Genomic DNA, 19,421 nt, shown 5'->3' with positions numbered 1-19,421 from the left:
GCGTAGTGGCGTCACACAAAGGAAACAGCCTCGTGGTGAGATGGGGACATGGCCTTCCTGCTGCGCGTCGAGCTGCCTGACGTCCCGGGCTCCCTCGGTGCCCTGGCCACGGCGCTCGGTGGTGCGGGTGCCGACATCGAGGCGATCGAGATCGTGGAGCACCGCGCCGACGGCAAGGCGGTCGACGACGTGCTGCTCGAGCTGCCGCCCAGCGTGATGGCGGACGCCCTCGTGACGGCCTGCCACGAGCTCGACGGCGTCAGCGTGCACTGGATCTCGCGGTACAACGCGGGCGCCAACCTGAGCATGGACCTCGAGGCGGTGGAGCAGTTCACGTCGGATCCGCAGCACGCCGTGGAGCGGCTGGTCGAGGTCGTGCCGGCGACGTTCCGCACCGACTGGGCCATGGCGCTGCGTCGCGTCGACGGCCAGGCGTCCGTGCTGTTCGCGTCGCCGTCGGCCCCGAAGCTCGTGCCCGAGGCCGCGGAGTGGCTGTCGATCCGCTCGTCGTCGCGCCTCGAGGGTGTGGAGGCGTGGTCGTCGACGCTGCTCGCGGGCACGCACGCCAAGGACCGCCAGGGTCGCGGGTTCGTCGTCGTGGTCGGGCGGCACGGCGGCCCGGAGTTCCTCGCCTCCGAGCTCGCCCGGCTGGGCCACATGACGTCGCTCGCGGGGTCCGTCCAGGCCTGACCCCCACTGCGCGTTGACGTGGGGCCCCACCCCAACGTGCGCCTTCGGACGTCGTTTGCGTGGGGGAGTTGACGTTTGCGTGGGGCCCCACGCAAACCGCGCGTCCCACCGCAGCTGGGTGGGGGAGTCAGACCTGAGGTGGGGCCTCACCCCACGCGCGGTGGCGGGTCAGGGGGTCGAGGGGGTCTCCTCGAGCGGCTTCTTGGGGTCGGTGAGGGGGACGTGCGCGTGCTGGAAGCGACCCAGGGCAGCGACCTCGCGCTCGAGGTCGGGCACGTGCTTCTTGAGCTGCGGACGCATGAACAGCCACGCGACGGGCGAGTTGAGCAGCGGCTTCGTCCAGTTGGCGAGCAGCACGCCCCGCGGCACGTACACGCGGGTCTTGCGGCGGCGCAGGCCCGCGACGATCGAGTCGACGCAGTCGGCGAGGGTCGTGGTGCTGTTGGCCGGGTAGGGCAGCTTCCCACGGATCACCTTGAACGTCGGCAGGTCGGCCTCGGCGCCACGCACGATGTCGGTGTCGATCCACGACGGGTGCGCGACCCCGACCTTGATCCCGAGGTGTGCGACCTCCTGCCGGGTGGCGAGGGCCAGCGACTCGGCGCCGGCCTTGCTCGCGTTGTACGACGCGAGCCCGGCGAGGTTGGTGAAGGCGGCGAGCGACGCGACGACCAGCGCGTACCCGCGGGTGCGCTCCAGGTGGGGGATCGACGCGTGCAGCGTGCGGTAGACGCCGTTGACGTTGATGTCGACGACCCGCTCGAACGACGCCTCGTCGATCTGGCGGACGGTGCCGTACGAGGCGATGCCGGCGTTGGCGAGCACGTGGTCGATGCGGCCGAAGTGCGCCGCGGCGGCGTCGATGGCCTCGGTCATCGCGCGACCGTCGCGGGCGTCGGCCTCCCACCAGGCCGCGGCCGGACCGAGCTCGGTGGCCAGAGCCTCGAGCAGGTCGGGCTCCAGACCCAGCAGCGCGACCTGGCCGCCCTGTGCCACGTACGCCCGTGCCACGCCTGCCCCGATGCCGCGCGCGGCGCCGGTGACGAGCAGGACCTTGCCGGTGAAGCCCTTGCGGGCGAACAGTGCCATGGCGTCAAGATACCGACGGTATCTGGGCGCGTCACGCGGGTGTGACCGATTCCCGACGCGCGTCCCCCGGTCGCGTCGCAGTAGCCTCGCGGCCATGAGTGCCCTGCCCGGTGTGTCCGAGACGTTCGACCCCTCGGCGTGGGACGAGGTGCCCGGCTTCGAGCACCTCACCGACGTCACCTACCACCGCGCCCGTGCCCACGGCACCGTGCGCGTCGCGTTCGACCGGCCCGACGTGCTGAACGCGTTCCGTCCGCACACCGTCGACGAGCTGCTGCAGGTGCTCGACCACGCGCGCACGTCGGCCGACGTCGGCTGCGTGCTGCTGACTGGCAACGGTCCCAGCGAGAAGAACGGCAAGCGCTCGTTCTGCACCGGCGGCGACCAGCGCATCCGCGGCCGGTTCGGCTACCAGTACGAGGACGGCGAGGCATCCGGTTCCGACACCGGCGCCGAGGAGCCGTCACCGATCGACAAGGCCCGCCTCGCACGCCTGCACATCCTCGAGGTGCAGCGCCTCATCCGCTTCATGCCGAAGATCGTCATCTGCATCGTCCCGGGCTGGGCGGCCGGCGGCGGGCACAGCCTGCACGTCGTGGCCGACCTGACCCTCGCGTCGGCCGAGCACGCCCGGTTCAAGCAGACCGATGCCGACGTCGGCAGCTTCGACGGCGGCTTCGGCTCGGCGTACCTGGCCCGCCAGGTCGGGCAGAAGTTCGCCCGCGAGATCTTCTTCCTCGCCGACGAGTACTCGGCCGAGGACGGCGTGCGCATGGGCACGGTCAACCGCGCCGTCCCGCACGACGAGCTGGAGGCGACCGCGCTGGAGTGGGGGCGCAAGATCAACGCCAAGAGCCCCACAGCGCAGCGCATGCTCAAGTACTCGTTCAACCTCATCGACGACGGTCTGGTCGGCCAGCAGGTCCTGATGGGTGAGACCACCCGCCTCGCCTACATGACCGACGAGGCCCAGGAGGGTCGCGACCAGTTCCTGGAGAAGCGCGACCCCGACTGGTCCCCCTTCCCCTGGTACTACTGAGCGGAAGTCGCTGGGGCGGCGGCCGCCTCCTGCGGGAGGAAGACGGGATGGACACGACGACGCTCTGGAGGCCGACCGGGCCGCAGGAGCTCGCCCTGGTCGAGGCATCCGGCTGGCGTGCGTGGCCGCCACGGCTGCCCGACCAACCGATCTTCTACCCCGTCCTGAACGAGGACTACGCCGTGCGGATCGCGCGCGACTGGAACGTGAGGGCGAGCGGCGGGGGCTACGTGGCGCGCTTCGAGGTCGAGACGTCGTTCCTCGACGCCTACGACGTCCACCAGGTCGGCGGAGACACGATCCTGGAGTACTGGATCCCGGCCGAGGATCTCGTGGAGCTCAACCGGCACATCGTCGGCCTCATCGAGGCCGTTCGCGAGTTCCGATGAGGGGGCGAGGGAGGCGGCGGGCAGCGTCGTGCTGCGACTGCCTCGCGTGAGGGAGCGGTCGGATGGAAGGGGGCGACGCCATCGGGGAGGTTCGACGTCGCGCTCCACGAGTTCGACGGCGTCGAAGTTCGGCTGGGCCCGCCGGTGCGTACGGCTGGCGACTCTTCGGTGCTCGATGCAGAGAAGTGCGAGACTCCCCTCTGACCGGTTCATCGCTGCGTGTCACAACACTACTGTTTTCGGTATTATTGTGACATGGTCGCTGGAGGGAAGTACCGAGACGTCGTCCGCGAGATCGCGCTTGATCAGTACGGCTACGTCACCACCAAGCAGGCGGCTGAGGCCGGGGTGCCGGCGGTCGAGCTCCCGAAGCTAGCGGCACGAGGTGGCTTGGAGAACGTGGCCTACGGGCTCTACCGGGTGCTCGATGTGCCTCCCAGCGCATTCGAACAGTTCGCCGAGGCGCTGTTTCGTGCGGGTGAGGGGTCGTACCTGCATGGAGACTCGGTGCTCGCGTTGCTCGGGCTAGCGGATGTGAACCCTCGACGGATCAGGGTCGCTGTCCGCAAGCGCGCTCGGCCGAAACTGCCAGCCTTCATCGAGCTGACACTGGTGAAGCGCGATGTCGTCACGACGCGGTACGAAGGTCTGGAGTCGCAACGCGTGGCGGAGGCGATCCTCGAATGCCGTGGGCGCATCGAGCGGAGCCGCCTGCTGGGTGCTGCCGACGAAGCGCGGAGGGAAGGTCTGGTGACCACCCAGGAGTGGCAGCGGGTCAGGAAGGAACTCAGGTGAGCTACACCGACGTGCCGAACAGCGTCCGGTCGCTGGAGCAGCGCATCCGCAATCTCGAGGGCAGCGAAGAGCTCGCCGTTCGACGGCGGGTTGGCATGGCGCTCGTCGTGGTCGGCCAGATGCTTCCCGAGGGAGCGATCAAGGGCGGCAGCGCGATGGCGCTTCGCTACGGCCGCGGCGGCGCGACGCTAGGGTCGTGCTGTCCGAGGGAACGGAGGAGTCGTGTTCGGACGCAGGTGCAAGCAGCGGCGCGAGCACCCGACCACCATCCGGCACCAGGCGCGGGACCGGCCGTTCGAGCCGGCAGGGCTCGGCTGCTCGGAGACGGTCGACGCCGTCGACCGACACCTCGAGCAGTGGGTCGGGCCGGTGGAGACGGTGTTCCACGAGATCGTGTCGGACCTCGTGCACGTCGACGTGCACCTGGTGCCGGCGGGCGAGGGACGTCCGTTCCACGCGCTGGCGACGTCGGGCATGTCCGACCGCGGGATGACCGTGCCCGAGCACCTGCGCGGGGAGGTGCCCGACCGGGCCGAGGTGATGGTCCTGCTGCCCCCGGACTGGCCGGTCGACGAGGCCTCCTGGGCCGACGAACGGTTCTACTGGCCCGTCCGCGCGTTGAAGGTCCTCGCCCGCTTCCCGCACGAGCACGACACCTGGCTGGGCGCGTGGCACTCGCTGCCGAACGGCGACCCGGCCGAGCCGTTCGCCGACGACACCCGCTTCTGCGGTCTCATGCTCGCCCCGCCCCTCCGGCTGCCGCAGGAGGCGCGGACCTTCCGCACCGACGACGGCCGCGAGGTCGCCCTGCTCGCGATGCTGCCGCTGCTGCCCGACGAGCTCGAGGTCAAGCTCGCCGAAGGGGTCGACGGCCTGCTCGACGGCCTCGACGCGCACGGCGTCACGGAGCTGCTGGACCCGCACCGGCCGAGCGTGCTGGGGCCGCGTCGGTGAGGTGGCGACGGGGTCGCGACGCCCGACGCGAGCATGGTGGGGGCGAGACGTCCGCCGCCGCCCGCCGCCGGACGCTCGCGCTGCTGCCCGACCTCGGGTTCCCACTGCCCCCGCCGCACCTGCCCCTGGTGGCGGGTGACGACGCCCCGCTCGTGCTCGTGGAGGAGGAGCAGGTCGTCCGGCGCGCGCTGGTGCTGACGGTGCGCGTCAACCTGGCGCTGGGCATGCCCCCGGAGCTCGCGCGCACCTGGTTGGCGGAGGAGGGGCTCGTCGGATCCCTCAGTCCGCGCGAGCGCGCTCTCGTGGCGGGTGACGTCGAGCCAGGACCGTCGGACGAGGCCCAGGTGGAGTCGCTGTGGGCCTTCGCGTGGCTGCTCGGCCTCGTCCCCGGGCTCGACCCGGGCGCACCGTGCGGCGACCAGCTGGCGTCGCTGATGCCCGACCTGCGCACCGCCGAGACCCTCGACGCGTGGCGCTCGCGCACCGGACCCCGGCGCAGGGACGTCGGCGACGTGCTCGCCGCGCTCGACCTCCACCTCGCCCTCACGTGGGGGCTGGCCGATGCGCGACTCACCGGACGCCCGCACCCGGGACGCGTCGATCCCTCCGTCCTCTGGGAGCGACGCCGTGCCCTCGAGTGGACCGTCGGCGACGGCGGCCACGACGGATGGGACGACGTCGACCTGTCCACCTGAGCAGGACGTCCAGGACCAATCCCTACCCGCGTGGCCTCGCCGAGGTCTACGCTTCTCCGCAGGTGGAACGTCGGGAGGGGACTGCCTGAGATGGAGCGGCTGCTCGGCCTCGAGAGCAGCGCCCCGCGCACGCGGACGCGATCTGCGGCGCTGGCGCTGGGCTTCGCCGCGCTCTTCGCCCTCGCGTTCCTCGCCGGGCGGGCCACGCGCGTGCCTCCCGCGCAGCTCGCCCTCGCCTGGCCCGCTGCCGGCGTGGTCATCCTGTGGCTGCTGGCCGCCCGCGGTGCGGTCGAGCGGGTCGTCGCGTGCGTGGTGGTCGTCGTGGTCAGCGGCGTGCTCAACCAGCTCACCGGCACCGAGCCGCTCGGGGCGTGGCTCTTCGGGCTGGTGAACCTGTCGCACGGTGCCGTCGGTGCCGTGCTGCTCCACCGGTGGCGTCCTGCATGGCTGCGCTCGACGTGGACGACGCTCGGCGACGTCGGCGTGCTGCTCGGCGTGGCAGCGGCCGCCGCTGCCGCCAGCGGACTGCTGGGCTCGCTGGTCGCCTGGTGGCGCTTCGGCGAGCCGTTCGCGGAGGGTCTGCTGATCATCGGCTTCCGTAACGCTGTCAGCTCCTTCGTCGTGCTGAACGCCCTGCTGGCGGTGCCGAAGCTGTGGCGCAGCCGGCGCGAGCACGGCGCGGAGTGCCCGCTGGCGCTGACCTCGGCCCTCGTGGTCACCGGGGTGCTGCTGTGGCTGCCGTGGCCGGTCGACTTCGCCATCGTGCCGGTCGTCGTGATCGTGGCGCTGCGCTGCGGTGCACAGGCGACGTCGGTGCTGGTCGCGCTGCAGGGCGTGCTCGTGGTCGCCGCGACGGAGGGCGGCAGCGGACAGTTCGCGGCCCTCGACGACCCCCAGGCGAGGGTCCTCGCGGCCCAGGCCTTCGTCCTCGTGCTGGCCGTCGTGGGCGTCGTGCTCGCGACGCTCGAGGACGCCCGCGACGCCGCGCTCGTGCAGAGCCGTCGCGACCGCGACCAGCTGCAGGACCACATGGAGGCGGCGCTGCTCGCGTCGGCGCACGTGGTCGTCCAACCCGACGGCTTCGTGCACGTCGACGCCGTCAACGCGGCGCTCGTGACGCTCACCGGCCGACCACGCCACGCCCTCCTCGGCGTCGACCCGCGCACCTGGTTCGTCGACGACGACGTCGAGGCCTTCCGGCAGGGCATCTGCGAGCTGACGCTGGGCCGCGCCCTCGGCTGGCGGTCGCAGCTCAGGCTCGACGACCGCTGGGGCGGCGGATGGGTCGACGTGGCGCTGGCCCTCGTCGACCCCGACCTCGACCCGAGCCTTCCGCAGGACGGCTCGGGTGCGTCGTCGGCGGCCATCACGCTCCAGATGATCGACGTGACGGCGCAGAAGGAGGCCGAGCAGGCGCTCGCGCACGCCGCGCTGCACGACGACCTGACGGGCCTGGCCAACCGGGCGCTCTGGGCGGACTCCCTGGAGCGCGCCGCGCAGGGCGTCGGGTCGGAGCGACCCGCGCTGGCGGTCATGTTCATCGACGTCGACCGCTTCAAGCAGGTCAACGACGGTCGAGGCCACGCGGTGGGCGACGCGGTGCTCGTCGCGCTGGCCGAGCGGCTCTCCGCCCTCGTCGGCGACGGGGACGGCGACACCGTCGCGCGGCTGGGTGGTGACGAGTTCGTCGTGCTGTGCACGTCGGCGGGGACGCGTGAGGAGCTCGCGGCGGAGGCGCAGCGGATCATGGACCGGCTGTCCGAGCCCGTCGTCCTCCAGGACGGCTCCGAGGTCTCCGTGACCGTCAGCATCGGCATCGCCGCCGCCGACGAGCAGACCGAGGCGCCCCTGCTGCTGCGCCACGCCGACCAGGCGCTGTACGCCGCGAAGGACCGTGGCCGCGCTCGGGCGGAGTTCTACGACCCGACCGTGCACGCGGGCATCGAGTCGTCGGCGCGGCTGCTCGTGGACCTCGAGCGGGCCCAGGTCTCGGGGGAGTTCTCCCTCGTCTTCCAGCCCATCGTCGACGTCGTCACGGGCACGCTCAACGCGGTCGAGGCCCTGCTGCGCTGGGACCACCCGATCCGGGGCCAGCTGCGCCCCGGGGACTTCATGCCCGTGCTGGAGGTCAGCGACCTGATGCACCGGGTGGGCGACGGCGTGCTCCGCGAGGCCTGCGCGCACGCAGCCACGCTCGCGGCACAGGGCACTCCGGTGCCGGTGCACGTGAACGTCTCGGCCGTCGAGCTGGGGCGGGCCGGCCTGGTGGCGCGTGTGCTCTCCGTGCTCGACGAGGTCGGGCTGCCGCCGTCGATGCTCGTCCTCGAGATCACCGAGACGGCACCGGCTTCAGCACCCTCGCGCACCTGGTCGACCTGCCGATCGACGTCGTCAAGCTCGACGGGTCCTTCGTGGCCCGCATGACGCACTCGCGCCGCGCGCGCTCGGTCTGCGCCGGGGTGGTGGCGATGGCCCAGGGCATCGGCATCGACGTCGTGGCCGAGGGAGTCGAGACGGCTGAGCAGCAGACCGCGCTCCAGTCCCTCGGGTACCGGCTGCTCCAGGGCTACCACCTGGGTCGGCCGGCTCCCGCTGCGCCGCCGACGGCCGGCGTGGGCGCGCAGGGACTCCGTTGATGACGTTCGGGTGAACGTCTGGTTCCGAGCCTTCCGCGCGGACGACGGCGCGCCCTAGGGTCCTGTCGACCTGACCAGTGACTTCGGGGGGAGTCCCACCATGCCGGTACGTGCTGTCGCGTCCACGATCCACGTCCATCCTGCCGTCCCCGCCGCGCCCGCGCGGCCGGACGGTCCCGTCCCGCGGCGCCGTCGCCGTCTGGCCCACGGCCTCGGGCTCCTGGTCGCGACGCTCGTCGCGACCGTCCTGGTCGCTCCGGCCGCGTCGGCGTCGCCGGAGTCGCAGCTCGCCGAGCTCACCGTGCGCGCGGAGGCGAACGGCACGACCTACGACCGGGACGCGTTCCGGCACTGGATCGACGCCGACGGCGACGGCTGCAACACGCGTGCCGAGGTGCTCATGGACGAGTCGTCCTCGGCGACCGGGCGCACGGGCACGTGCACGATCACGTCGGGCTCGTGGCTCTCCCGCTACGACAACGTGCGCTTCACGGACGCGGGCGACCTCGACATCGACCACATGGTGCCGCTGAAGGAGGCCTGGATCTCCGGTGCGTCCGGCTGGACCGCGAGCCGCCGCGAGTCGTTCGCCAACGACCTCGGCGACGCCCGCAGCCTGATCGCCGTGTCCGCGTCGACGAACCGGTCCAAGAGCGACCAGGACCCGGACTCCTGGCTCCCGCCCGCCACCGGCTACCGCTGCACGTACGTGTCGGACTGGATCGCCGTGAAGCACCGCTGGGGCCTCAGCGTCGACTCCGCCGAGAAGGCCGCCCTGCAGGACGTCCTGGCCGGCTGCTGACGCCCGGCCCCACGTGTCGGTGCTGGTTCCCATCAGTTGATGGGGATCAGCAGCTCACCATGAACTGGTGGGAATCAGCCGTCAGGTGGCGGTGCGGGCGCGGCGGTGGGTGAGGAGGTCCCTGGCGACCAGGGCCCAGAGCAGGAGCCCCAGGGCGAGGGTGACCACGCCGCGCAGGTTCTGGTCCGGGTGGGTGGACCAGAGCAGCGGGCCGGAGGCGTACAGCCCCAGCAGGCTGCCCATCGCGACGTACCCACCTCGCGACACCGGACGTGGCAGGCGCGCGATGCGCCACGTCGTGCGGGCGAGGATGAACCAGAGGAGCCCGAGGACCGGGAGCAGAACGGCGGCGTCGCGCCACGTGAGACGCGGCACCTGCCGCCAGAAGGTGTAGTCCACGACGACCGGTACGAGGAGGAGCGACTGCAGGCAGAACCACAGGAACACCCGGCTCTGCTCGGGCGTGAGCTCGGGGCGCGGCGTCGCGGTCGGACGGTCGTCCAGGTCGGTCATGGTCTCCCTCGTGTCGGGGTCAGCCTCCCACGACGCCGTCCGGCCGGCCGCAAGTTTCAGATACCGCCAGTACCTGAGACACGGGTCTCAACCAGTGGTCGGTTCCGAGGGGCTCCGCTAGTGTCCGCGGCATGAGGATCGGAGTGGTCGCCGAGTCGCGTGCCGGGGAGACCCGAGTCGCTGGGACTCCCGCGACGGTCGCACGTCTGCTGAAGCTCGGGTACGAGGTGAGCGTCGAGTCCGGTGCGGGGGCGAGGTCCGCGTTCGCCGACGAGGCGTTCGCCGAGGCCGGTGCCGCCGTCGTCACGGGGGACGAGGCCTGGTCGGCCGACGTCGTCCTGAAGGTCACCCCGCCGACGACGGCGGAGATCGACCGGCTCAACGACCAAGCAACGCTGGTCAGCCTCATCGCGCCGGCCACCAGCCCCGAGCTGCTCGAGGCGCTGTCGGCCCGGCCGCTGACCGTCCTCGCGATGGATGCGGTGCCGCGCATCTCGCGTGCGCAGTCGATGGACGTGCTGTCGTCGATGGCCAACATCGCGGGCTACCGCGCCGTCGTGGAGGCGGCCCACGAGTTCGGCCGGTTCTTCACCGGGCAGGTGACGGCCGCCGGCAAGGTGCCGCCCGCCAAGGTGCTCGTCGCCGGCGCCGGCGTGGCCGGGCTCGCCGCCATCGGCGCGGCCTCCAGCCTCGGCGCCATCGTCCGTGCGACCGACCCGCGACCCGAGGTCGCCGACCAGGTCAAGTCGATCGGCGGCGAGTACCTCGCGGTCGACGTCGAGGTGGAGAAGTCCACCGACGGCTACGCGAAGGCCACCAGCGAGGAGTACGACCGTCGCGCCGCGGAGATCTACTCCGAGCAGGCGGCGGACGTCGACATCGTCGTCACCACCGCTCTGATCCCGGGACGTCAGGCCCCGCGCCTGCTCACGGAGGCCGACGTCGCCTCGATGAAGCCCGGCAGCGTCATCGTCGACATGGCGGCGGCGCAGGGCGGCAACGTGGCCGGTTCGGTGGCGGGCGAGAAGGTCGTCACCGAGAACGGCGTGACGATCCTCGGCTACACCGACCTGGCCGGTCGCCTGCCCACCCAGGCGTCGCAGCTCTACGGGCAGAACCTCGTCAACCTGCTGACGCTGCTCACGCCCGGCAAGGACGGCCAGCTCGTCCTCGACCACTCCGACGTGGTGCAGCGCGGCGTGACCGTGGTGCACGACGGCGACGTCCTCTGGCCGCCGCCGCCCGTGCAGGTCTCGGCCGCACCGGCCCCGACGGCCGAGATGCCTGCCGTCCAGGAGAAGCCGGAGCCGCGCCCGGGGCTCACCCAGCGCGGCACGTACCTGCTCATCGCCGCGGGCATCGCCGCCCTCTTCCTCGTCAACGCGTACGCGCCGCCGCCGCTGCCCGAGCACTTCTTCGTGCTCACGCTGTCGGTGGTCATCGGCTACTACGTCATCGGCAAGGTGCACCACGCCCTGCACACCCCGCTCATGAGCGTCACCAACGCCATCAGCGGCATCATCGTCGTCGGTGCGCTGCTGCAGATCGGCGTGGGCGACGGGGCCGACAACGCGTGGGCCATCCGTCTGCTCGCGTTCGTCGCGGTGCTGCTGGCGTCCATCAACATCTTCGGCGGCTTCGCCGTGACCCGACGCATGCTCGGCATGTTCTCCAAAGACACCGTGGCGAAGGGCTGATCGCAGTGACCGCACAGAGCATCGCGACCGCGGCGTACATCGTCGCCGCCCTGCTGTTCATCCTCAGCCTCGCCGGGCTGAGCAAGCACGAGACCGCCCGGTCCGGCGTCGCCTACGGCATTGCCGGCATGACCATCGCCCTCGTCGCGACCATCGTGCTGGCCGTCGAGGACGCCGAGACGGTCGGCGTCGTCCTGCTGCTCGGCGCGATCGCGATCGGCGCGGGCATCGGCATCTGGCGGGCCCGCGAGGTCGAGATGACCGGGATGCCGGAGCTGATCGCGCTCCTGCACTCCTTCGTCGGCATGGCGGCCGTGCTCGTCGGCTGGAACGGGTACCTGGAGCACCCGGTGTACCCGTTGGAGTCGCTCGAGCGGATCCACTCGGCCGAGGTCTTCGTGGGCGTGTTCATCGGCGCGGTGACGTTCACCGGGTCGATCGTCGCGTACCTGAAGCTGAGCGCGCGGATCAAATCGTCCCCGCTCGTGCTGCCAGGCAAGAACTACCTCAACTTCGGCGCGCTCGTGCTGTTCTTCGTGCTCACGGTCGTGTTCGTGGCGAGCCCGAACATCTGGCTGCTGATCCTCGTGACGGCCCTCGCCCTCACCCTGGGCTGGCACCTGGTCGCCTCGATCGGCGGCGGCGACATGCCCGTCGTCGTGTCGATGCTCAACAGCTACTCGGGTTGGGCCGCGGCGGCCGCCGGGTTCCTGCTCAGCAACAACCTGCTGATCGTCACCGGCGCGCTCGTGGGGTCCTCGGGTGCCTACCTGAGCTACATCATGTGCCAGGCGATGAACCGGTCGTTCCTGTCGGTGATCGCCGGCGGCTTCGGCATCGAGGCGCCCGCAGGTGAGGCGACGGACTACGGCGAGCACCGCGAGGTGGACGCCGAGGGCGTGGCCGAGCTGCTGAAGGACGCGTCGAGCGTCGTCATCACCCCGGGCTACGGCATGGCCGTGGCGCAGGCGCAGTACCCGGTGGCCGACCTGACGCGCAGGCTCCGCGAGCGCGGTGTGGACGTGCGGTTCGGCATCCACCCGGTGGCCGGCCGCCTGCCGGGGCACATGAACGTGCTGCTGGCGGAGGCGAAGGTCCCGTACGACATCGTCCTGGAGATGGACGAGGTCAACGACGACCTCGCCGACACCGACGTGGTCCTGGTGATCGGTGCCAATGACACCGTGAACCCGGCCGCCGCCGAGGACCCGACCAGCCCGATCGCCGGCATGCCGGTGCTCAGGGTGTGGGAGGCGGCGAACGTCGTCGTGTTCAAGCGCTCGATGGCCGCCGGGTACGCCGGCGTGCAGAACCCGCTGTTCTTCCGGGAGAACAGCCAGATGCTGTTCGGTGACGCGAAGGACCGCGTGGAGGACATCCTGCGCGCGTTGTGAGTCATGGGTGCACGGTCGGCCGGTCACCCGCGGAGGGGGCCGGCCGCCGTGCGTCGTGGGAGAGAGGTCGACGGATCGTGTTGACATGCATGAATTGCTATATAAGGATGTATGCATGAGTGAGCGGGGTGACGTCGGGCGTGGGGACATCGACGCCTACGAAACCGTCGCTGCACTCTTCGACGCCATGTCGACGCCGCTGCGCGCCGCTCTCGTGCACCGCCTGTGCGCGGGGGAGCAGACGGTCGGCGACCTCGTCGAGTGGACCGGGCGGTCGCAGCCGCTCGTGTCGCAGCACCTGAGGATCCTGCGCACCGCACGTCTCGTCTTGGGCGAGCGCCGCGGACGCGAGGTCGTCTACTCCCTCACCGACGAGCACGTGGCCCACGTGCTCCTCGACGCCTTCCAGCACACCCAGGAGAACCACCCATGACTGTGATCGACCACCGCGAGGCCGAGAAGCACGACCACACGCACGGCCCGGGCTGCGGCCACGACGCCGTCGTCCACGAGGACCACGTCGACTACCTGCACGACGGCCACGTGCACCGTGAGCACGACGGCCACTACGACGAGTGCGCCACCTGCTCCTGTGCGCACTGCAGCGACAGCTGTGCGACCTGCACCTGCACCGACTGCACGTGCGCGACCTGCAACCACAACACCTGCTCCTGCGCGCACTGCTCGGACAGCTGCGCCAACTGCGTGTGCAGCGACTGCAGCTGCAGCACCTGCAAGCACGCCGCCTGAGCCGGGCTCACCCCTCGACCCGCGCCCACTCCGGGCGCAGGTCGTCGGGCACCCAGCGCATGAGCGCCGCGTGGTCGTCGGGCGCGACCTCCTCCTGGGGGTCGCGCCCGACGTGCGTCAGCGCGACCTCCGCCGCGCGCTCGTCGAGCGTCGGGCCGAGGGCCACGAGGCGGCTCGTCGGCGCAGGTCTCGGTGCGGGGGTCACGCGCGGCAGCCCACCGACCCGGTGCACCGTCCACCAGCGCGCCCCCCAGGGCACGTCGAGCCGGACGACGCCCTTCACGCGGTAGGCCTCCGGCAGCCCGCCGTCGAGCAGCTCGGCGAGGCGCCGGGGGTGCACGAGGCCGTCGTGCTCCCAGGTGCTCGCGTGGACGTGCTGGTGCCCGCCCGGGAGCGGGAGGGCCTCCGCGAGCGACAGCTGACGGGGTCCGTCGTCCAGCGGCGCCGACGCGTCGGCGAAGAGGTCGGGGTCGACGGCACCGTGCGGGGCGTCGACCACCGGCACCCCGGTGCGCAGCAGCGGCTCGAGCCGCCGGCGTGCCTCGTCGACCGGCACGGAGTCGGGGAGGTCGGTCTTCGTGAGCGCGACGAGGTCGGCGCGGGCCAGGGCGGCGGGGTCGAGGGGCGTGTCGTCGTCGGCCCAGGCGCGCGCGTCGAGCACGTGCAGCAGTCCGGCCGTCTGGCCGGGGTGGCGCACCGAGCGGTACAGGCGCTCGGCGAGCGTGGCAGGGTCGGCCACCCCGCTCGACTCCACGAGCACCAGGTCGAGCCCGGCGCGCGTCGACGTCAGCTGCTCCAGCGTCGACTCGAGCGTGTCGTCGTCGACCCGGCAGCAGACGCACCCGCCCGCCAGCGAGAGCGTGGCGGCCGACCCGGCGTCGACGAGCAGCGCGTCGACGTCGACGGCGCCGAAGTCGTTGACGAGCACGCCCACGCGTCGTCCGCCGCGGTGGGCGAGCAGGTGGTTGAGGATCGTCGTCTTGCCGCTCCCGAGGCTGCCGGTGAGGGCGACGACGGGGACGGTGGCGGACATGGCCCGAGGATACGGACCCTGACCGTGACGATGTGGCCCCGGATGGGCCCGTTCGGGGGCCAGGACGTCACGGTCAGCGGGGCTGTCGGGCGGTGCGCCAGGCCAGCAGCGCCGCCGCGAGGGCGAGGGTCAGCACGACGAGCGCGACGAGCAGCGAGACCTGGATGCCCGCGTCGCCGTCGGAGCGTCCCGCGACCACCTGGTACGTGGTGGCCAGCAGCGCCGCGCCGAGCGAGGAGCCGATGCGCTGGCCCGTCTGCAGGGCGCCACCGGCCGCACCGCCCATCCGCGGCGGCACCTCCTGCAGGGTGAGGGTGATGTTCGGCGAGACCACGGCGCCGCCGCCGAGCCCGGCCAGCAGCAGGAACGGCGAGAGCGCCCACCAGAGGTCCTCCGTCGCTCGTCCGGGGGCGACCAGCGCCGCGCCGAGGACCCCGACCATCATCACGCCGAGCGCGATGACGGTGAGCGGCCGACCCACGGTGCTGACCAGACGTCCGGCGAGCGGCGACGTGATCGCCGAGCCGAGGGCGAACGGCGTGAGGAGCAGTCCGGCGTGGAGCGCGCTGACGTCGCGTGCGTCCTGCAGCCAGACCGACGCGACCAGGAAGACGCCGGTGAAGCCCGTGAAGTAGACGGTGCCGACGAGCAGGCCGTTCCCGAAGCCGGGCAGGCGGCGCAGCAGGTCGAGGTCGAGCAGCGGGTCGTGCCCGAGCCGCTTCTCGCGGTGCTCCCAGCGCACGAACGCCCACGCGAACAGCGGGACGCCGACGAGGAGCGCGAGCGGCCAGCGCGCGCCGGACTCCAGGCTGACGAGCGGGTAGAGCAGGCAGAGCACGGACAGCCCGAGCAGCGCCGCGCCGACGGTGTCGATGCGGCCGGGCGCGGTGTCGTCCTGACGGCCCGGCACCATGCGGGCGACGGCGATCGCGGCGACGACGCCGATCGGCACGTTCACGAGGAAGACGAGCCGCCAGCCGAGGTCCTCGCCCACCAGGCCGATGACGAGGCCGCCGAGCAGCGGTCCCGTGGCCGACGCGAGGGAGACGGTGAGGCCGAAGTAGCCGAACGCGCGGCCACGCTCGGCGCCGGAGAACAGCTGCTGGATGAGCCCCGAGCTCTGGGGTGTGAGCAGGCCGGCGGAGGCACCCTGCAGGAGCCGGGCGACGACGACCAGCTCGGCGGTGGGGGCGAGCCCGACGGCTGCGCTGGAGGCGACGAAGCCGGCCAGGCCGATCAGCATGAGCCGTCTGCGCCCGTAGGCGTCGCCGAGGCGTCCGCCGGCCACGAGGGTCAGGCCGAACGTGAGCGCGTAGCCGGAGACCACCCACTGGACGGTCGAGGCCGAGGTGTCGAGCCCCTCCTGGATCGAGGGGATCGCGACGTTGACGATGGTGACGTCGAGCAGCGACATGAAGCCGACGACCAGGGTGACCGCGAGGATCCGCCAGCGTGCCGGGTTCGGCTCGTCGGAGGTGGTCGGTCGGTCCTCGTGGGTGTCGACCGGTTCCTCGCTCACCAGACCAGCGTGGCCGAGTCCGGGGTCGACGCAAGCCGAACGGCGTGGCGTGGGACGCGGGTCAGCATCGCTCAGAGCACCCCTGCCCGGTGGCGCGCGACGAGGATCACGACCGTCGCGGCGGGGGGCGGTCAGTCGGCCACGCCGTAGAGGCGGTCGCCCGCGTCGCCCAGCCCGGGGACGATGTAGCCGTTCTCGTCGAGGCGCTCGTCGAGGCCGGCGACGACGAGGGTGACGGGCACGCCGACCTCGGCCATCTCGCGCTCGATCCGCTCGATGCCCTCGGGTGCGGCCAGCAGGCAGACGGCGGTGATGTGGTCGGCGCCGCGTCGCACGAGGAAGTGGATCGCGGCGGCGAGGCTGCCACCGGTGGCGAGCATGGGGTCGAGGACGTAGCACTGGCGTCCGGACAGGTCGTCGGGCAGCCGCTCCGCATAGGTGTCGGCCTCGAGCGTCTCCTCGTTGCGCACCATGCCGAGGAAGCCGACCTCGGCCGTCGGCAGCAGCCGCTGCATCCCCTCCAGCATGCCCAGGCCTGCGCGCAGGATGGGCACGACGAGCGGGCGCGGGTCGGCGAGCCGCACGCCCTCTGCCTGCGCCACCGGCGTCGTCACCTGGACCGACTCGACGCGGACGTCGCGCGTGGCCTCGTAGGCCAGCAGCGTGACCAGCTCGTCCGCGAGCCGGCGGAACGTCGGCGAGTCGGTGGACGCGTCGCGCAGCACCGTGAGCTTGTGGGAGACGAGCGGGTGGTCTGCGACGTGGACGTGCATGAGCCCGAGCCTAGTGCCCGCCGAGTCCCCACGATTCGGAACCTCATCGCCCGTTCCGCGTGCTGGAAAGGGCGATGAGGTTCCGAATCGTGGGGAGGGGAGGGTTAGGCGAGGACGCGGTCGTACCAGGGGCCCGCGAGCACGCCGTCGGGGTCGAGGCGTCGACGCAGTGACTCGAAGTCGGGCAGGCGGGGGTAGAGCCCGCGCACGTCGAGCGCGAAGTGCTTGCCCCAGTGGGGGCGCGGCGCGAACGGCTCGAGCGCGTGCTCGACCACGAGGGCCGCGGCCGAGGCGAGCGTGAGGTCGGCGGTCCAGGTGAAGTGGAAGGAGCAGGTGTCCTGCCCCGACTGCGGGCTCAGCCACAGCTCGTCCGCCGCGACGGCACGGATCTCCGACGTCAGCAAGGCGGAGTCGAGCAGGTGCCCGACCTCCTGCAGGGCGCGCACGGCTGCGGGTCCGTGCTCGGCCGCCAGGTGGTACTCCGACTGCACCTCGTCGCCCGCGCTCGGCAGGAAGCCCGGCCGGAAGTGCGGCAGCCGCTCCACCCACGGCCCGGGGACGCCCTGCTGGGCCGTGCAGTGCACCGGGTCGAGGCCGGGGATGGGGTGCAGCTCCTCCGTGGCCGGAGTCAGCCCGAGCGTCTCCCACCCGGGGGCGGGGTCGGGGTCGCCGTCGCGCCACTTCACCCACACGTGGTTCGGCGCGTCGTCCCACCGGGTGAACACGCTCACGCTGCGACCCAGCCGGTGCAGGTCGGCGAGCCGGTCGGGCAGGGTCGCGACGTCGGCGTCGGGGAGCACCACCTGGCGGTGGTCGACGGCGGGCACGGCCTCGAGCTCGAGAGCGGTGACGATGCCGAGGACGCCGAGGTTGACGACGACGCCGTCGAAGTCCGGGTCGCCGCGGCGGACGGTCAGGACGTCGCCGGACGCGAGCACCAGCTCGACGGCGCGTACCTGCGTGGCGAGGTTGCCGGTCCGCGTCCCCGACCCGTGCGTCGCGGTCGCGACCGCCCCGGCGACGTTGAGGTGCGGCAGCGACGCCAGGTTGGCCAGGGCCAGACCGTGTGGTGCGAGCTCCTCGGCGAGCCGCGCGTGGGTCAGTCCGGCACCGACCCGCACGGCGGCGCCGTCGTCGAGCACCTCGACGGTGTCGAAGGCGGTCAGCGCGACGGCCACGGCCCCGTCGGCGACGTCGTTGAAGGTGTGCCCGGTGCCCACCGGGCGCAGGCGGGGCGTGGTGGTGACCAGCCGGCGCAGCGCGTCGAGGTCGTCGGGACGGTGCTCGGCGGTGAAGTGGTACGGCACGGTGCCGGACCAGCTGGCGCGGCGCGGTGTGGAGGTCACGACGCATCCTCCCATGGCAGGAGTCCATTGTGAGCGCTCACAATTTCTTTCCCGAAGTGCTTGACGCGTCCCATTGTGAGCGTTAACAATCAGGCATCAGTGATGCAGGTCACGTGCCAGCGTCGCGAGTGTGTCCGGTTGTCCGCCCGCCACACGAGCCCCCCGCAGGTGCCGTCCCGGCGCCGAACCAGATGGAGGAAAGCAGTGTTCAAGAAGGTCATCACGGTGACGGCAGGCCTGGCCCTGCTCGGTGGCATGACGGCGTGCGGCAGCAGCTCGGACGGCGGCAACGGCGGATCCGGCGGCGACGGCCTGACCATGGGCTTCGCCCAGGTCGGTGCCGAGAGCGGCTGGCGCTCCGCCAACACGACGTCGATCCGAGAGACGGCGAAGAAGGACGGCGTCGACCTCAAGTTCTCCGACGCCCAGCAGAAGCAGGAGAACCAGATCAAGGCGATCCGCTCCTACATCCAGCAGAAGGTCGACGTCATCGCCTTCAGCCCGGTCGTCGAGACCGGCTGGGACGCGGTGCTCCAGGAGGCCAAGCGGGCCAAGATCCCGGTCATCCTCACCGACCGCGCCGTCGACTCCGACGACGACTCGCTCTACGTCACGTTCCTCGGCTCCGACTTCGTCGAGGAGGGCGAGAAGGCGGGCCAGTGGCTGGTCGACAACGCCCAGGACGCTGACGTCGACAAGAACGGCGACGTGAACGTCGTCGAGCTCCAGGGCACCACGGGCGCCGCCCCCGCCATCGACCGCAAGAAGGGCTTCGAGGACGTCACGTCCTCCGACGACGCGATCAAGATCATCGCCTCGCAGACGGGCGACTTCACGCGCGACGGCGGCAAGAAGGTCATGGAGGCGTTCCTGCAGTCCCACGACGACATCGACGTCGTCTACGCGCACAACGACGACATGGGTCTCGGCGCGATCGAGGCGATCGAGGCCGCGGGCAAGAAGCCGGGCACGGACATCAAGATCATCACGGTCGACGCCGTCAAGGACGGGATGACCGCCCTGAGCGAGGGCAAGATCAACTTCATCGTCGAGTGCAACCCGCTCCTCGGACCCCAGCTCATGGAGCTGGCGAAGAAGGTCGTCGCCGGGGAGGACGTGCCGAAGCGGGTCGTCACCGAGGAGACGACCTTCACGCAGGAGCAGGCGAAGCAGGTGCTGGCCGACCGCCAGTACTGATCCCGCCCGCGACGGGGCGGGGTCGCTGCCACGACCCTGCCCCGCCACACCCCGAACGCCGCACCCCGAACGCCACATCCCGACCGTCCCGTCCGCTCGACCGTGAGGAG

The 19,421-nt window shown here is 71.8% G+C and carries 18 protein-coding genes and 1 pseudogene; 13 read left to right on the top strand and 6 right to left on the bottom strand.

Annotated features, from left to right (window positions below):
* Positions 1 to 48 precede the first annotated feature (48 nt).
* Positions 49 to 690, top strand: coding sequence for an ACT domain-containing protein (locus AC3WRM_RS10720; protein ID WP_492249140.1), 642 nt, complete (start codon positions 49 to 51; stop codon positions 688 to 690).
* Between the two features lie 168 nt (positions 691 to 858).
* Here the strand turns inward: AC3WRM_RS10720 and AC3WRM_RS10715 are convergent, their stop codons facing one another.
* Positions 859 to 1,779, bottom strand: a complete 921-nt coding sequence (locus tag AC3WRM_RS10715) for an SDR family oxidoreductase (RefSeq protein WP_492249141.1) — start codon at positions 1,777 to 1,779, stop codon at positions 859 to 861.
* A 94-nt stretch (positions 1,780 to 1,873) separates the two neighbouring features.
* Here AC3WRM_RS10715 and AC3WRM_RS10710 point away from each other — a divergent pair, with 94 nt between their 5' ends.
* The 7 genes and pseudogenes from AC3WRM_RS10710 to AC3WRM_RS10680 all read left to right on the top strand — a co-directional run bounded on the left by AC3WRM_RS10710 (position 1,874) and on the right by AC3WRM_RS10680 (position 9,089).
* The gene (locus AC3WRM_RS10710; RefSeq protein ID WP_492249142.1) at positions 1,874 to 2,818 is read left to right on the top strand and encodes a 1,4-dihydroxy-2-naphthoyl-CoA synthase; all 945 of its coding nucleotides are present in this window, start codon (positions 1,874 to 1,876) and stop codon (positions 2,816 to 2,818) included.
* Between the two features lie 47 nt (positions 2,819 to 2,865).
* Complete coding sequence (locus tag AC3WRM_RS10705) at positions 2,866 to 3,207, top strand: hypothetical protein (protein ID WP_492249143.1); 342 nt, start codon at positions 2,866 to 2,868, stop codon at positions 3,205 to 3,207.
* A gap of 255 nt (positions 3,208 to 3,462) precedes the next feature.
* Positions 3,463 to 4,002 (top strand): type IV toxin-antitoxin system AbiEi family antitoxin domain-containing protein, encoded by a 540-nt coding sequence (locus tag AC3WRM_RS10700; RefSeq protein WP_492249144.1) that lies wholly within the window; start codon positions 3,463 to 3,465, stop codon positions 4,000 to 4,002.
* A 222-nt stretch (positions 4,003 to 4,224) separates the two neighbouring features.
* Positions 4,225 to 4,956, top strand: coding sequence for a suppressor of fused domain protein (locus AC3WRM_RS10695; protein ID WP_492249145.1), 732 nt, complete (start codon positions 4,225 to 4,227; stop codon positions 4,954 to 4,956).
* The gene (locus AC3WRM_RS10690; protein ID WP_492249146.1) at positions 4,953 to 5,651 is read left to right on the top strand and encodes a DUF4272 domain-containing protein; all 699 of its coding nucleotides are present in this window, start codon (positions 4,953 to 4,955) and stop codon (positions 5,649 to 5,651) included. The genes AC3WRM_RS10695 and AC3WRM_RS10690 overlap by 4 nt, the downstream gene beginning before the upstream one ends.
* A gap of 90 nt (positions 5,652 to 5,741) precedes the next feature.
* Positions 5,742 to 8,287 (top strand): annotated as a pseudogene (locus AC3WRM_RS10685) (putative bifunctional diguanylate cyclase/phosphodiesterase).
* Positions 8,288 to 8,387: 100 nt separating this feature from the next.
* On the top strand, positions 8,388 to 9,089 hold the full coding sequence (locus tag AC3WRM_RS10680) for an HNH endonuclease family protein (RefSeq protein ID WP_492249147.1): 702 nt from the start codon (positions 8,388 to 8,390) through the stop codon (positions 9,087 to 9,089).
* Between the two features lie 81 nt (positions 9,090 to 9,170).
* Here the strand turns inward: AC3WRM_RS10680 and AC3WRM_RS10675 are convergent, their stop codons facing one another.
* The gene (locus AC3WRM_RS10675) at positions 9,171 to 9,602 is read right to left on the bottom strand and encodes a hypothetical protein (RefSeq protein WP_492249148.1); all 432 of its coding nucleotides are present in this window, start codon (positions 9,600 to 9,602) and stop codon (positions 9,171 to 9,173) included.
* Positions 9,603 to 9,733: 131 nt separating this feature from the next.
* Between AC3WRM_RS10675 and AC3WRM_RS10670 the strand changes: the two genes are divergently transcribed.
* The 4 genes from AC3WRM_RS10670 to AC3WRM_RS10655 all read left to right on the top strand — a co-directional run bounded on the left by AC3WRM_RS10670 (position 9,734) and on the right by AC3WRM_RS10655 (position 13,443).
* Positions 9,734 to 11,299, top strand: a complete 1,566-nt coding sequence (locus AC3WRM_RS10670; RefSeq protein WP_492249149.1) for a Re/Si-specific NAD(P)(+) transhydrogenase subunit alpha — start codon at positions 9,734 to 9,736, stop codon at positions 11,297 to 11,299.
* Entirely contained in the window at positions 11,296 to 12,693 is a 1,398-nt protein-coding gene (gene pntB, locus AC3WRM_RS10665; protein WP_492249199.1) for a Re/Si-specific NAD(P)(+) transhydrogenase subunit beta, read from the top strand. The genes AC3WRM_RS10670 and pntB overlap by 4 nt, the downstream gene beginning before the upstream one ends.
* Positions 12,694 to 12,808: 115 nt before the next feature.
* A complete protein-coding gene (locus tag AC3WRM_RS10660) occupies positions 12,809 to 13,126 on the top strand; it encodes an ArsR/SmtB family transcription factor (RefSeq protein WP_492249150.1) in 318 nt (105 codons plus the stop codon).
* Entirely contained in the window at positions 13,123 to 13,443 is a 321-nt protein-coding gene (locus AC3WRM_RS10655) for a hypothetical protein (protein ID WP_492249151.1), read from the top strand. The genes AC3WRM_RS10660 and AC3WRM_RS10655 overlap by 4 nt, the downstream gene beginning before the upstream one ends.
* 7 nt (positions 13,444 to 13,450) lie before the next feature.
* Here AC3WRM_RS10655 and AC3WRM_RS10650 read toward each other — a convergent pair whose 3' ends face one another.
* The 4 genes from AC3WRM_RS10650 to AC3WRM_RS10635 form a co-directional block, all read right to left on the bottom strand.
* Positions 13,451 to 14,476: a CobW family GTP-binding protein gene (locus AC3WRM_RS10650; protein ID WP_492249152.1), complete on the bottom strand. Its 1,026-nt coding sequence runs from the start codon at positions 14,474 to 14,476 to the stop codon at positions 13,451 to 13,453.
* Positions 14,477 to 14,549: 73 nt separating this feature from the next.
* Positions 14,550 to 15,995: an MFS transporter gene (locus tag AC3WRM_RS10645; RefSeq protein ID WP_492249153.1), complete on the bottom strand. Its 1,446-nt coding sequence runs from the start codon at positions 15,993 to 15,995 to the stop codon at positions 14,550 to 14,552.
* 131 nt (positions 15,996 to 16,126) lie between these two features.
* Positions 16,127 to 16,768 (bottom strand): uracil phosphoribosyltransferase, encoded by a 642-nt coding sequence (gene upp / locus AC3WRM_RS10640; RefSeq protein WP_492249154.1) that lies wholly within the window; start codon positions 16,766 to 16,768, stop codon positions 16,127 to 16,129.
* A gap of 104 nt (positions 16,769 to 16,872) precedes the next feature.
* Complete coding sequence (locus AC3WRM_RS10635) at positions 16,873 to 18,114, bottom strand: FAD-binding protein (protein WP_492249155.1); 1,242 nt, start codon at positions 18,112 to 18,114, stop codon at positions 16,873 to 16,875.
* Between the two features lie 204 nt (positions 18,115 to 18,318).
* Here AC3WRM_RS10635 and AC3WRM_RS10630 point away from each other — a divergent pair, with 204 nt between their 5' ends.
* Complete coding sequence (locus tag AC3WRM_RS10630) at positions 18,319 to 19,311, top strand: ABC transporter substrate-binding protein (RefSeq protein ID WP_492249156.1); 993 nt, start codon at positions 18,319 to 18,321, stop codon at positions 19,309 to 19,311.
* Positions 19,312 to 19,421: the final 110 nt, after the last annotated feature.

The organism is Aeromicrobium sp. EU05-FHT14F07 (assembly GCF_058790455.1).
This window is presented reverse-complemented; position numbering and strand designations above follow the sequence as displayed.

What these genes read in the sequence shown, in the direction of transcription:
- AC3WRM_RS10680 (WP_492249147.1), top strand. Translation starts at nt 8,388, where the DNA reads ATGCCGGTACGTGCTGTCGCGTCCACGATCCACGTCCATCCTGCCGTC.
- AC3WRM_RS10715 (WP_492249141.1), bottom strand. Translation starts at nt 1,779, where the DNA reads ATGGCACTGTTCGCCCGCAAGGGCTTCACCGGCAAGGTCCTGCTCGTC.
- AC3WRM_RS10720 (WP_492249140.1), top strand. Translation starts at nt 49, where the DNA reads ATGGCCTTCCTGCTGCGCGTCGAGCTGCCTGACGTCCCGGGCTCCCTC.
- AC3WRM_RS10700 (WP_492249144.1), top strand. Translation starts at nt 3,463, where the DNA reads ATGGTCGCTGGAGGGAAGTACCGAGACGTCGTCCGCGAGATCGCGCTT.
- AC3WRM_RS10655 (WP_492249151.1), top strand. Translation starts at nt 13,123, where the DNA reads ATGACTGTGATCGACCACCGCGAGGCCGAGAAGCACGACCACACGCAC.
- AC3WRM_RS10650 (WP_492249152.1), bottom strand. Translation starts at nt 14,476, where the DNA reads ATGTCCGCCACCGTCCCCGTCGTCGCCCTCACCGGCAGCCTCGGGAGC.
- AC3WRM_RS10710 (WP_492249142.1), top strand. Translation starts at nt 1,874, where the DNA reads ATGAGTGCCCTGCCCGGTGTGTCCGAGACGTTCGACCCCTCGGCGTGG.
- AC3WRM_RS10675 (WP_492249148.1), bottom strand. Translation starts at nt 9,602, where the DNA reads ATGACCGACCTGGACGACCGTCCGACCGCGACGCCGCGCCCCGAGCTC.
- AC3WRM_RS10660 (WP_492249150.1), top strand. Translation starts at nt 12,809, where the DNA reads ATGAGTGAGCGGGGTGACGTCGGGCGTGGGGACATCGACGCCTACGAA.
- AC3WRM_RS10705 (WP_492249143.1), top strand. Translation starts at nt 2,866, where the DNA reads ATGGACACGACGACGCTCTGGAGGCCGACCGGGCCGCAGGAGCTCGCC.
- AC3WRM_RS10670 (WP_492249149.1), top strand. Translation starts at nt 9,734, where the DNA reads ATGAGGATCGGAGTGGTCGCCGAGTCGCGTGCCGGGGAGACCCGAGTC.
- upp (WP_492249154.1), bottom strand. Translation starts at nt 16,768, where the DNA reads ATGCACGTCCACGTCGCAGACCACCCGCTCGTCTCCCACAAGCTCACG.